This window comes from Arthrobacter sp. RIT-PI-e (genome assembly GCF_001187915.1).
GTDB lineage: Bacteria > Actinomycetota > Actinomycetes > Actinomycetales > Micrococcaceae > Arthrobacter_D.
Genome location: NZ_LGIU01000096.1, coordinates 1 through 11,739 on the forward strand (window position 1 = coordinate 1; position 11,739 = coordinate 11,739).

At 72.3% G+C, this 11,739-nt stretch carries 12 protein-coding genes, 1 tRNA gene and 1 pseudogene; 4 read left to right on the top strand and 10 right to left on the bottom strand.

Features of this window, described 5'->3' with window-relative positions; translation table 11 throughout:
• Positions 1–326 (bottom strand): PLP-dependent transferase (locus AC792_RS14305; RefSeq protein ID WP_200903420.1); only part of this gene is annotated, 326 nt, incomplete at its 3' end.
• A gap of 82 nt (positions 327–408) precedes the next feature.
• Here AC792_RS14305 and tmk point away from each other — a divergent pair.
• Genes tmk through AC792_RS14320 form a run of 3 tightly spaced genes read left to right on the top strand, consistent with a single transcriptional unit; the run spans position 409 to position 3,826 of the window.
• Positions 409–1,056 carry a dTMP kinase gene (gene tmk / locus AC792_RS14310; RefSeq protein ID WP_235436799.1) on the top strand — a complete coding sequence of 216 codons (648 nt, stop codon included), beginning with the start codon at positions 409–411 and terminating at the stop codon, positions 1,054–1,056.
• Positions 1,053–2,246 carry a DNA polymerase III subunit delta' gene (locus AC792_RS14315; RefSeq protein ID WP_235436801.1) on the top strand — a complete coding sequence of 398 codons (1,194 nt, stop codon included), beginning with the start codon at positions 1,053–1,055 and terminating at the stop codon, positions 2,244–2,246. The genes tmk and AC792_RS14315 overlap by 4 nt, the downstream gene beginning before the upstream one ends.
• Positions 2,243–3,826 carry an alpha/beta hydrolase gene (locus AC792_RS14320; RefSeq protein WP_326948345.1) on the top strand — a complete coding sequence of 528 codons (1,584 nt, stop codon included), beginning with the start codon at positions 2,243–2,245 and terminating at the stop codon, positions 3,824–3,826. Before AC792_RS14315 ends, AC792_RS14320 begins: the two co-directional genes overlap by 4 nt.
• A 6-nt stretch (positions 3,827–3,832) precedes the next feature.
• On the opposite strand, the gene AC792_RS14325 is transcribed toward AC792_RS14320, so the two are convergent.
• The gene (locus AC792_RS14325; protein ID WP_082177777.1) at positions 3,833–4,603 is read right to left on the bottom strand and encodes an HAD-IA family hydrolase; all 771 of its coding nucleotides are present in this window, start codon (positions 4,601–4,603) and stop codon (positions 3,833–3,835) included.
• 217 nt (positions 4,604–4,820) lie between these two features.
• Here AC792_RS14325 and AC792_RS14330 point away from each other — a divergent pair.
• A tRNA-Thr gene (locus tag AC792_RS14330) sits at positions 4,821–4,896 on the top strand.
• A gap of 94 nt (positions 4,897–4,990) precedes the next feature.
• Here the strand turns inward: AC792_RS14330 and csrA are convergent.
• The 8 genes and pseudogenes from csrA to AC792_RS17825 all read right to left on the bottom strand — a co-directional run.
• Positions 4,991–5,299 carry a carbon storage regulator CsrA gene (gene csrA, locus AC792_RS14335; protein ID WP_049831171.1) on the bottom strand — a complete coding sequence of 103 codons (309 nt, stop codon included), beginning with the start codon at positions 5,297–5,299 and terminating at the stop codon, positions 4,991–4,993.
• A 4-nt stretch (positions 5,300–5,303) separates the two neighbouring features.
• Positions 5,304–6,485 carry a hypothetical protein gene (locus AC792_RS14340; RefSeq protein WP_049831172.1) on the bottom strand — a complete coding sequence of 394 codons (1,182 nt, stop codon included), beginning with the start codon at positions 6,483–6,485 and terminating at the stop codon, positions 5,304–5,306.
• Entirely contained in the window at positions 6,460–8,511 is a 2,052-nt protein-coding gene (locus AC792_RS14345) for a flagellar biosynthesis protein FlhA (protein ID WP_049831173.1), read from the bottom strand. Before AC792_RS14345 ends, AC792_RS14340 begins: the two co-directional genes overlap by 26 nt.
• 2 nt (positions 8,512–8,513) lie before the next feature.
• Positions 8,514–9,617 carry an EscU/YscU/HrcU family type III secretion system export apparatus switch protein gene (locus AC792_RS14350; protein WP_049831174.1) on the bottom strand — a complete coding sequence of 368 codons (1,104 nt, stop codon included), beginning with the start codon at positions 9,615–9,617 and terminating at the stop codon, positions 8,514–8,516.
• Between the two features lies 1 nt (position 9,618).
• A complete protein-coding gene (locus tag AC792_RS14355) occupies positions 9,619–10,377 on the bottom strand; it encodes a flagellar biosynthetic protein FliR (protein ID WP_049831175.1) in 759 nt (252 codons plus the stop codon).
• A gap of 1 nt (position 10,378) precedes the next feature.
• Complete coding sequence (gene fliQ / locus AC792_RS14360) at positions 10,379–10,654, bottom strand: flagellar biosynthesis protein FliQ (RefSeq protein WP_049831176.1); 276 nt, start codon at positions 10,652–10,654, stop codon at positions 10,379–10,381.
• Between the two features lies 1 nt (position 10,655).
• On the bottom strand, positions 10,656–11,525 hold the full coding sequence (fliP, locus tag AC792_RS14365) for a flagellar type III secretion system pore protein FliP (protein ID WP_049831177.1): 870 nt from the start codon (positions 11,523–11,525) through the stop codon (positions 10,656–10,658).
• Positions 11,522–11,739: pseudogene (locus tag AC792_RS17825) on the bottom strand (hypothetical protein); the annotation flags it as partial. The pseudogene AC792_RS17825 and the gene fliP, both read right to left, overlap by 4 nt.

An 11,739-nucleotide genomic window follows, 5' to 3' on the forward strand; every position in this document is an offset into this window, starting at 1 on the left:
GACCCGGCGTAGGCGTGACGTGGCATGAGCACCACACCACCCGGGGGGACGAGGGCGAGCACGGCCGCCGCGGCACCGAGCCCGGAGGCGAAGACCAGGGCGGGGGTCTCCGCCCCCTCGAGGGCGGCGAGCGCGTCCTCGAAGGGGTCCCAGGTGGGGTTCGAGCCGCGGGCGTAGACGCGGTCCCCCGCCTGCGGCGGGCGCGTCTCGTGGAAGGTGGAGGAGAGGACGATCGGCGAGTTCACGGGGGCGTCGTGCTCCCGCGGCGGACGCCCGGCCGCGACGGTGAGGGTGTCCGGGGCGAGGGAGGAGCGCTCGTGTGCCATGGGCCGAGCCTACTGCGCGGCGCCGTCCACACGGAGTGTGTCAGCGGGCGGAAAGGTCCCCGTACCTCGGTAGGCTTGGCGCGTGACCACTCCCCTGCCGCACGGGCTCCCCGGGCTCTTCATCGCGCTCGAGGGCGGTGACGGTGCGGGCAAGTCGACGCAGGCGGCGCTGCTCCATGATGCGCTCCAGGCCGGCGGCCGCACGGTGGTGCGCACCCGGGAACCGGGCGGCACCCCGATCGGGGAGGAGCTGCGTTCGCTGGTGCTCGACCACGGGCACGGGGAGATCGACGCCCGCACCGAGGCCCTGATGTTCGCCGCCTCCCGCTCCGCCCACGTGCACCAGGTGATCCTCCCCGCGCTGCGGCGCGGCGACGTCGTGGTCTGCGCCCGCTACATCGATTCCTCCGTGGCCTACCAGGGGACCGGCCGGGGCCTCGGCGCCGAGTCCGTGCTGCAGCTCAACTTCTGGGCCACCGACGGGTTGCGCCCCGATCTGACGGTGCTCCTCGACGTGGCCCCCGCCGAGGGCCGCAGCAGACGCACCTCCGGGACGGTGGCCGAGGACCGCCTGGAGTCAGAGCCCGACGCCTTCCACACGAGCATCCGCTCCGCGTTCCTGGAGCTGGCCGCGGCGGAGCCGTCACGGTACCTGGTACTGGCGGCCTCGGGAGCCGCCGAGGAGATCCACCGGGCCGTCCTCCGGGCGCTGGCCGGGGCCACCGCGTGAGCACCCCGGTGCACGAACTCCCCGCGAGCGGGGTGTGGGCCGAGCTCCGCGGGCAGGAGCAGGTGGTGGAGCAGCTCGGCCGCGCCGCACGCTCCGGCGCCCCCACCCACGCCTGGCTGTTCACCGGCCCCCCGGGATCGGGCCGCTCGAACGCGGCACGGGCCTTCGCCGCGGCACTGCTGTGCGAGCGCACGGAGCTCGAGGAGCGCGGTTGCGGTACGTGCAAGGCCTGCCGCACGGTGCTCGCGGGTACCCACGCGGACCTCACGAACGTCACCACCGAGAAGGTGACCATCAGCATCGAGGAAGCACGCGAACTGGTGCGCAAGGCGCAGGACAAGCCGTCCACGGGGCGCTGGCGCATCATCATCGTCGAGGACGCGGACCGCATGCAGGAACGCGGTACCAACGTGCTGCTCAAGGCCATCGAGGAACCGCCGCCGCACACCATCTGGTTGCTGTGCGCCCCGAGCCCCGGGGACGTGCTGGTGCCCACCCGTTCCCGCTGCCGGCCCGTGGGTCCCCGGCCCCCCCCCGGCCAGGCCGTCGCCGACCCCCCCGGGCCCCGGGGCGGCGTCGACCCCGCCACCGCCGAGGCCGCCGCCCGCGCCGCGCAGAGCCACATCGGCGTGGCCAAGCGGCTCGCGACCGACGACGGCGCCCGGGAGCGCCGCAACCAGATCGTGCGGCTCCCCCTCACCCTGCACTCGGTGTCCGGTGCCATGCGCGCGGCGGCCGACCTCGTGAAGCTCGCGGAGGCGGAGGCCCAGAGTTCCTTCGAGCAGCGCGACGCCGAGGAACGTGCCGCCCTGCTGGCCACCCTCGGCGCCCCGGAGACCGGCACGATGCCGCCGTCGATGCGTGCGCAGATCCGCCGTCTCGAGGAGGACCAGACGCGGCGGGCCAAACGGTCCAGGAACGACTACTTCGACCGCGCGCTCACCGATCTCATCTCCTTCTACCGCGATGTGCTGATGCTGCAGATCGCGGGCGGCAGGTTCCTGGTGAACGAGCCGCTGAGGCCCGAGCTCGAGGAGTTCGCCCGGCGGGATACCGCCGAGGACACCCTGCTGCGGCTCGAGACCATCAACGGGGTGCGGATGCGCCTCGTGACCACCAACGTGTCCGCCCTCCTCGCGATCGAGGCGATGACCGTGAGTCTCCTGTCCCGGAAGGACCTCGACCGATGATGACCACTCCCCCGCACCGGCCGGACGCCCGCGTGAGCAGGAGAGGGGTAGGTCCCGGGATCGCGGCCTCCCTCGCCCTGCTGCTCGGCCTCACCGGGTGCACCCTCTTCTCCGACGACGCCGCGGAGGAACCCATGACGGGTGTGGAGAGCGCCGATCCCGCGGCGATCGGGGACGTGGAGGAGGGCCTCCGCGGTTTCTACGAGCAGGAGGTCGGCTGGGAGAGCTGCGAGGGGAGCTTCTCCTGCGCCACGATCGAGGTGCCCCTGGACTACGCGGACCCGGGTCGCAGCAGCATCGGGATCGCGGCCATCCGCTCCACCGCCACCGGGGAGGCGCAGGGCACCGTCCTCGTCAACCCCGGCGGGCCCGGCGGCTCCGGCGTGAACATCGTCAAGGACTCCCTCTCCTACATCACGAGCCCCCGCCTGCGGGAGGACTACGACATCCTCGGGTTCGACCCCCGCGGCATCAACCGGTCCAGTGCCGTGGAGTGCTACACGGACGAGGAGCAGGACCGGGCACGGCAGGAGAGCTACCCGGCGGATCTGCCTCCCGAGGACCTGCTGCCGCTGCTGGCCGAGGAGGCCACGGAGTACGCGGACCTGTGCGCGGAGCGCACCGGGGAACTCCTGGGCTTCGTGGACACGGTCTCGGCGGCTCGCGACATGGACATCCTGCGCGCGGTGGTCAGCGACGAGAAGCTCAACTACCTGGGCTTCTCCTACGGGACCCAGCTCGGCGCCACCTACGCCGACCTGTTCCCGGAGCGGGTGGGGCGTCTGGTGCTCGACGGCGCGATCGACCCCTCGCTCAGCAACGAGGAGATCACCCTGGGCCAGGCCGTGGGGTTCGAGAACGCGGTGCGGGCCTACGTGGCGGACTGCCAGCAGGGTTCCGGCTGCCCCTACCCGGGCACGGTGGACGACGGCGTGCGCCGGATCCAGGACCTGTTCGACTCCGTGGAGCGCGAGCCCGCCGAGGCCCGCGACGGCCGCCTGGTCCCGGTCTCCACCTTCGTCCAGGGGTTCATCCTCCCGCTCTACGACGACGCGAACTGGCCCACCCTGACCCAGGCGGTGTCCGAGGCGATCGACGGGGACCCGAGCAGCATGCTCTTCCTCGCCGATCTCTCCGCGGACCGGCAGCCCGGAGGGACCTACGCCACCAACTCCACCGCGGCGTTCCTCGCCGTCAACTGCCTGGACTATCCGATGACCAGCGACCCGGACCAGCTGCAGGCGGACGAGGAGGAACTGCTGGACGCCTCACCGACCTTCGGTGCGTTCCTCGCCTACGGCGGCGTCACCTGCGCCCCCTGGGAGTACGGCCCGGTGCTGGAGCCGCACCCCCTGCACGCCGAGGGCGCGGACCCCATCGTGGTGATCGGCACCACCGGCGACCCCGCCACCCCCTACGCGTGGTCCACGGCGCTCGCGGAGCAGCTGGACTCCGGGGTGCACGTGACCTGGGAGGGCGAGGGCCACACGGCGTACGGCCGTTCGAACGACTGCATCCTGGACCTCGTGGACTCCTACTTCGTCGACGGCACGGTGCCCGAGGACGGTGTGCGCTGCTGAGGTGCCTCAGGGCTCCCGGACCAGGTCCGGGGCCCGCGGGTACGGGGTCCGGGCGAGCGCAGGATCGGGGACGGGCAGCGCCCCGGTAGCCCGCGGTCCGGAGAGCCACGGCGCCAGCTCGCACATGGACGGCAGGACGGCGTCGGCCCCTGCCCGCCGCAGCTCCGCGCCGGAGTGGGCGCCGGTGAGCACCCCGACCACCGCGCCGGCTCCCGCACGCTGCCCGGCGAGGATGTCCGAGACCGTGTCGCCGACCACCAGCACGGAGCGGACGTCCTCGATGTCCAGGGCCAGGACGGCGGTGAGGATGATGTCCGGGTGGGGTCTGCCCCTGCCGGCGTCCGACGGGCAGAGGCTGAGATCGGCCAGTCCCATCCAGTCCAGGGACTCCAGGATCATGTTCTGCGTGTGGCGGCCGAACCCGGTGGCGAGGCAGATCTTCAGGCCGGCCTCGCGGAGGGCGAGGATCGCCTCCTCCGCTCCCGGGATGGGCTCCACCCCGTGCGCGGCGAGGAGGGCGTCGTACGCCCGCTCGAAGCTGCGGTTGACCTCCGCGGCGGCGGGAACGCCGTCGAACAGGTGACGGAACACGAGTTCCTTCGAGGTGCCGGAGGTCCGCCGCGCGTAGGCCGTCATGGCGCTGAACGCCTCCGAGCCCTCCCGGACCCCGTGCGAGGTCACCGCCCGGGTGAACGCCTGCTCCTGCAGGGCCCCCTCGTCCACGGTGGTCCCCGCCATGTCGATGACGGCGAGCGAGAACGAGCGGTCCTGGTGCATGTGGCATCCCCTTTGCCCTCCGAACCCGATCCTGGACGGTACGGGTGCCCACCATCATTTCCGGGTCCGCCGACCGGTGGGGGTCCACGAGGGGTCGCGGGGGTGAACCGGGCGCGAACTCCCGGCACGGGGAGCCCTTTTGACCCTGGCCCGGCCCCTCCTATAAAGTGATGGCTTGTGGATCGGACCGCGGGTACGCCCCGGGCCGGGAAGCATTGCCTCCTTAGCTCAGTCGGTAGAGCGTCTCACTCGTAATGAGAAGGTCGCCAGTTCGACTCTGGCAGGAGGCTCCACGTAAGCCCCGGACGGTTCGCCGCCGGGGCTTTCCCGTGCCCGGGGCGAACCCCTCGCCCACCACGGACCCCACGGCTGCGTGGATCGGGGCCGTCAGGCGTCGGCGGGGCGGGGCTCGGCGGGGTCGACCTCGACACCCCGGCGCCCGGGGGTGGCATCGGTGGACACCACCGCGCCGGACTGCAGGAGCGCCTTCAGGGCGTCGGCCGCCTCGGCGTCCGCAGCGGCGGCCGCGAGATTGGCCTCGGTCACGGCGCGCAGGACCTCCTCGCGCTGGATCTTCACCCCGCGCGGTGCGTCGATCCCGATGCGCACACCCTCGCCGCGAGAGTCCAGCACCGTGATGACGATGTCATCACCGATGAGGATCTGCTCACCGACCTTCCGCGTTAGAACGAGCATCGTGTCACTCTATCCCGGTGGACCCGGCTCGGCGTCGCCCGCCCGCGGAGTGGCGCCGAGTGCCCGCCGCCACGGCGGCCCGCCCGTCGGACCACCCGATCCGCAGTCCGAGCGCCAGGACGGTGCCCGGTGTGGCGGTGGCGGCGGACCCGACGACGGCGAGACCGGCCGGTACGAGATCCGCGCGTTCCATGCTCCTGCGCAGTGCACCCACCCAGGCCATGGTGTCCGCCTCCTTCCGCCCGGCGTCGACGGCGAGCCACACCTGGTCGGGGCGCAGCGCGAGCAGTTCGCGGGTGTCCGCGGACGGGTCCACCGAGCCGAGCGACACGAAGACGGGATGCCCGGTGTCCACACCGGCGGCGCGTACGGCGTTGGCCTCGCGCCGGTCCCGCCCCCGGTGGGCGCCCGGTGCGCCCCAGGCCGGGGCGCCTGCGAGCACGGCCGCGGACGGCGCCCCCGCGCCGAGGGCCGCCGCCATCGAGGTGGTGACCTCCCAGGCCGCGGCGGGGAGCCCGACGACCACCACCAGGTCACCGGGTGCGGAGAGCACCTCCGGGAGCCGCGGCGGCACGCCCATCACCCGGCCGGTGACCGGCGGCAGCCCCGCTGGGTCCGCGACGCGGCGCGGCAGGTGCGGCAGGGAGTCCGAGCCGGCGTCGGCGTCCCCGGCGCGCGCCCCCTGGTCGGGGCGCAGCGGCACGGCGTCGAACGCCTCCGGGGTGGACCGGCGCGGACGCCGCGGGGGGGCGGGGGCCTCCGGGGGTGCGGCGTCGGCGTCGGTGGCGGAGGCGAGGTTGTCCATGGGCGCCTCGAAGAGACCGGAGGTGGTGGACACCGCGGCGCCGTCGTCCCTCGCCTGCGCACCGCTGCGGGAGGTGCCCCGCGCCGGGGCGGAGGCCCCCGAGAAGCGCACCTCGTCCAGCTCGGCCTGCTCCAGGAGCGCCTTGATGCCCGTGGGCTCGGTCCCGGTGCTCCGCCGTCCGCGGGGACGCGGCGGCACGACCGTCTCCTCCGGCACCTCCACCACGATCTCGTAGTGCTGCCGGGCGAACATGCCGCGGATACCGCCCACGGTCACGAGCTCCGCGGACACGATCAGCGCCCGCGGCCCGTACAGCGTGGAGGCCTGCGCCTTCAGCTGCTCGAGCGAGGGCCCCTCAAGATGAAACAGCTGCGCTGCCACGCACGACTCCTACGGTCTCGATCGCCACGTTGGAACTCGTCACTTCCTGGTAGGAGAGCCCCGCGGGGTCGCCCGCCTGCGGGCCCACGAGCCGCTTCAGTGCCGGCCGGAGCGCCGGGGCGCACACGAGCACCGCGGAGTGGCCCGCGGCCTCGATGTCCGCCACCGTGGAACGGACGGACGCGATCACGGTCTCGGTGCGGGAGGGGTCCAGCATGATCTGCGTGCCCTGGTCCGAGGGGCGCATCCCCTCCAGCATGGACTGCTCGAGCAGCGGGTCCAGCATGATGACCCGCAGCAGGGTTCCGTCCAGGTACTGCTGCGTGACGGCGGGTCCCAGCGCCGACCGCGCGGCCTCCACCAGCGCCTCCGGGTCGGAGGAAGACTTCGCCTTCAGGGTCAGCGCCTCGTAGATCCGGGCGAGGTCGTTGATGGGGACCTGCTCGGACAGCAGGCCCTGCAGCACCCGCTGCACCTCGGCGAGGGACATGAGCCCCGGGACCAGTTCCTCCACCGCGGACGGGTTGACCTGCCGCACGCCGTCGGTGAGCACCCGCACGTCCTCGCGGGTGAGCAGCCTCGCGGCGTTGGCGGTGATTACGGAGGACAGGTGCGTGACGAGCACGGACACGCGGTCGATCACCGTGGCGCCCGCCAGCTCGGCGTTGTGCCGCTGCTCCGAGGGCACCCACTTCCCGGCGAGACCGAAGACGGGCTCGACGACGGCGGTGCCGGGCAGGTGCGAGAGCTGGTCGCCGAGCGCCAGGACGCGGCCGCGCGGGGCCTCCCCCCGGCCGGCCTCCACGCCGGCGATCTTGATGACGTAGGTGGCCGGCGGCAGGTCGATGCTGTCCCGGGTGCGGACCGGGGGCACCACGACGCCGAGCTCGAGGGCGATCTTGCGCCGGAGTGCGCGCACCCTCCCCAGGAGGTCGTCCGGGGCACCGGTGACCACGTCCACGAGGTCGGGGGCCAGCAGCACCTCGAGGGCGTGGACCCGCATCTCCTCCAGCAGGTTCTCCGTGCTGTCACCGGCGGGGGCGGCGGAGGCCTCCGCCTCGGCCGCGGCGGCTGCACCGCGGGCGTCCTCCTCGGTCTTCTTCAGCCGCTGGGCCGTCACGATCAGCCCGGCGCCCACCGCGATGAACGGGAGCTTCGGCATCCCGGGGATCAGGGCCATGACGATCGCGGCGGCCCCCGCGATCCGGAGGGCGTTCTGCGACTGGCCGAGCTGGGTGGCCGCGGTGGACCCCATGTCCGATTCGGCGTTGGACCGCGTGACGATCATGCCCGTGGACACCGCCATGAGCAGGGCCGGGACCTGCGTGACCAGCCCGTCGCCGATGGTCAGCAGCCCGTAGGTGTTGAGCGCGTCCCCGATCCCGAGGCCACCGGAGGTCATGCCGATCGCGATGCCGCCCACGATGTTGATGATGATGATGATGATGCCCGCGATGGCGTCGCCCTTCACGAACTTCGACGCACCGTCCATGGCGCCGTAGAAGTCCGCCTCCGCGGAGACCTCCGCACGGCGCTCGCGGGCCTGGGTGTCGGTGATGAGCCCGGCGTTGAGGTCCGCGTCGATGGCCATCTGCTTACCGGGCATGGCGTCGAGGGTGAAGCGCGCCCCCACCTCGGCCACGCGCTCGGCGCCCTTGGTGACCACCACGAACTGGATGACCACCAGGATCAGGAACACCACCGCGCCGATGATGATCGACCCGCCCACCGCCACGTGCCCGAAGGCGGCGATCACCTCACCGGCGTACCCCTGCCCCAGCACCAGCCGGGTGGAGGCCACGTTCAGCCCCAGCCGGAAGAGCGTGGCCACGAGCAGCAGGGAGGGGAACACGGAGAAGTCCAGCGGCTTGCGGATGAACATGGTGTTCAGCAGGATCACGAGCGCCAGCAGGATGTTGATGATGATCAGGGTGTCGAGCAGCACCGGGGGGATCGGGACCACGAGGATCAGCAGGATCCCGACCACCCCGACGGGGACGAGGAACTTGGGCAGGGAGGAGCGCATGGTCAGAGGCCTCCGGCGGCTGGTGTGGGATGGGCGGGCAGGGTGTGCAGCCCGCGGGCGGCTCCCCTGGTCCTGAGGGACATGACGAAGGCCAGGATGCGGGCCACCTGGTCGTAGTTCTCGAACGGGATCTCGTCCCCGAGCTCGCAGGCCGCGTGGAGCGCACGGGCCAGGGGGATGTCGGAGACCATGGGGACGCGCTTCTTCTCCGCCTCCTCGCGGATCCTCGCGGCGATCACGCCGGCACCCTTGGCCACCACGCGCGGCGCGGAGCGGCCCGGCTCGTACTTCAGGGCCACGGCCACGTGCGTGGGGTTGACGAGCACGACGTCGGACCCCGCCACCGCCGCGATCATGCGGTTGCGGCCCATGGCGAGCTGTCGGGAGCGCCGCTGGGACTTCACGAGGGGGTCACCCTCCGAGCTCTTGTTCTCGTCCTTGACCTCCTTCTTGGTCATGCGGGTCTTCTTGCGGTTGCGGCGCATGACCACGAGGACGTCGAGGGCGGCGAGCGCGAGGCCCGCGAAGACGGCCGCCCGCAGGAGCGAGGCGGTGCCCTGGCCCGCGGTGCTGAGGAGGGAGGAGACCGAGAGACCCCCGGCGGCCACGAGCAGGGGCATGATGCCGCGCACCACCACCACGAGGACCAGCCCCACCACGGCCGTCTTCAGCAGCGCCTTGGCCCCGTTCCACAGGGCCTGCCCGCCGAACACCCGCTTGAGCCCGCCGACCAGGTTGAACTGCTCGAACCTGCCGCTGAACTTCTTGACGTGGATACCGCCCTGCACGGCGGCGGTGCCGAGCACCACGGCGAGCAGCACCGCGAGGAACGGGCCGAGGATCGTGATGAGGGAGGTCCCGGCCTCGGCCAGGGCGTCCAGGGCGGCGGCGGGGTCGGGGCTGGAGACCATGTCCGTGGCGCGCACCAGGTGATCGGTCAGGGCGTCCGAGGCACGGGAGATGACCGAGGGCAGCATGACGCCGGCGGCACCCACCCCGATCCAGGCGGTGAAGTCCTCGGACTTGGAGAGCTGGCCCTTGGAGCGGACCTCCTTCATCCGCTTGTCGGTGGCCTGCTCGGTCCTCTCGCCGGAATCGTCCGCCATGTCAGCCCACCCCCGTCACGAGTCGGACGGCGTTGTCCCCGAGGGTGGAGACCACCCTCGGCAGCGCTACGAAGACCACCCCGACCAGGCTGAGGGTGATGAAGATCTTGAGCGGGAACCCGAGGGCCAGCGCGTTGAGCGCGGGTGCCACCCGGGTCAGGAGCCCGAGGCCGACGTCGGCGAGGAAGAGCACCACGATCAGCGGCCCGGCGATCTGCACCGAGGCCAGGAAGAGCCCGGTGACGGCCCGGGTGAGCGCGTCGACGGGCTCGGTGAGGTCCAGTCCCGCGCCGAGCGGGAGGGCGCTGAAGGTCCGCATGAGGCCGGTGATGATGAGCTGGTACCCGTCCGAGGTGAAGAGCAGGGTCAGGGCGGTGAGCTGGAACAGGCGGGTGAACTGGGCGCCGTTGACCATGGACTGCGGGTCGAAGGCCTGGGACAGGGAGAACCCGCCGAAAAGGTCGATCAGGCTGCCGGCGGCCTGGATGGCGGAGAAGACCACGAGGACCAGGAAGCCGAGCGCCGCCCCGACCACGAGTTCCAGGAGTAGCGCGCCGATGTACCGTCCGGTGCCGCCCAGCTCCCAGGCGCCGGCGACCTGCGGGGACACGGCGAGCGCCAAGCTGACGGCGAGCATCGCCTTGACCCGTGCGGGGATGGCCCGGTAGGAGAACGGCGGGGCGATGACCAAAAAGGCGACGATCCGCACGCCGGCGAGCATGACGGCCTCGATGCGTGCCTGGTCCAGGAGGAGCTCCATGTCAGCCGCCCCCGAGCAGTCCGGGGATGCGCTCGAACATCTCGTGGGTGAAGGAGACCATCTCGGAGATCATCCAGTGCCCGCAGACCAGCAGGGCGATGCACACGGCGATGGCCTTGGGCACGAAGGAGAGGGTGACCTCCTGGATCTGGGTGATGGACTGCAGCAGGGAGATCGCGAAGCCCACCACGAGGGCCGTGAGCAGGATCGGTGCGGAGAGTTTCGCGGCCACCCAGATGCCTGCGAGGCCGATGTCGAGGACCGCGTTGGTGTCCATGTCAGCCCCCCAGGTAGCTGTCGACCAGCGCGGTGATGATCAGGCCCCAGCCGTCCACGAGGACGAAGAGGAGGATCTTGAAGGGCAGCGAGATCATCACGGGCGGGAGCATCATCATGCCCATGGACATCAGCGCCGCGGAGACCACGAGGTCGATCACGAGGAACGGCACGAAGATGACGAAGCCGATGATGAACGCGGCGCGCAGCTCCGAGATCATGAACGCGGGGATCAGGGTGGTCAGGGGCACGCTCGCGGCGTCCTCCGGGTTGGGGAGGTCCGCGGCGCGCGTCATGAGCGCGATGTCCTGCTCCCGTGTGTTGCCCAGCATGAAGGTGCGCAGCGGACCGGCGCCGTCGTCGAGGGCCTGCGTGAAGGTGGTGGCGCCGTCGACGTAGGGCTGCACCGCGAGCTCGTTGATCTGGGTGAGCACCGGAGCCATGATGAACAGCGAGAGGAACAGGGCCAGCCCGGCGAGCACCTGGTTGGGCGGGATGGACGGCAGGGACAGCGCGTTCCGGGTCATGGCGAGCACCACGAAGATCTTGGTGAAGGACGTCATCATCAGCAGCAGCGCCGGCGCCACGGACAGCAGCGTGATGCCGATCAGCGTCAGGACGGCGGAGCTCGGCTCGCCGTTGACGCCGTTGATCTCCACGGACAGCCCCTCGTCGGAGCCTGGAGGGGTGGGGGCGGTGGGATCCGCCGGCGCGGACGGTGCCACGGGGCCGGGGAGGGTGGGGTCCAGCTCGCCCGCGTGCCCGGCGGCGGCGCCGGTCAGGAGCAGGACGACGGCGAGCACGCCTGCCGCCAGGACCGCCAGAGCGGGGGTGAGGGCGGGATGCAGGGCACGCGGGGGTGCCGCGGTCACCCTGCCCGTCCCTGGCGGAGGAACGACGCCGTCTGCTTCCAGGTGGCGGGCGAGAGGATGGAGCCCTGCAGCGGTGTGGCGGCGGGCGTCGCCGCACGGGCTGCCCGGGGCGCGCGGCGCGTGCCGGGGTGCGGGGTCGAGCTCCCGTGTGGGGCGGGGGCCGCCGCGGCGGCTGCGGGGGGCGGGGGGGGGGGGAGGCGGGGGGGCGGGGCCT

What these genes read in the sequence shown, in the direction of transcription:
- AC792_RS14325 (WP_082177777.1), bottom strand. Translation starts at nt 4,603, where the DNA reads ATGCACCAGGACCGCTCGTTCTCGCTCGCCGTCATCGACATGGCGGGG.
- AC792_RS14345 (WP_049831173.1), bottom strand. Translation starts at nt 8,511, where the DNA reads ATGCGCTCCTCCCTGCCCAAGTTCCTCGTCCCCGTCGGGGTGGTCGGG.
- csrA (WP_049831171.1), bottom strand. Translation starts at nt 5,299, where the DNA reads ATGCTCGTTCTAACGCGGAAGGTCGGTGAGCAGATCCTCATCGGTGAT.
- AC792_RS14350 (WP_049831174.1), bottom strand. Translation starts at nt 9,617, where the DNA reads ATGGCGGACGATTCCGGCGAGAGGACCGAGCAGGCCACCGACAAGCGG.
- AC792_RS14320 (WP_326948345.1), top strand. Translation starts at nt 2,243, where the DNA reads ATGATGACCACTCCCCCGCACCGGCCGGACGCCCGCGTGAGCAGGAGA.
- fliQ (WP_049831176.1), bottom strand. Translation starts at nt 10,654, where the DNA reads ATGGACACCAACGCGGTCCTCGACATCGGCCTCGCAGGCATCTGGGTG.
- AC792_RS14355 (WP_049831175.1), bottom strand. Translation starts at nt 10,377, where the DNA reads ATGGAGCTCCTCCTGGACCAGGCACGCATCGAGGCCGTCATGCTCGCC.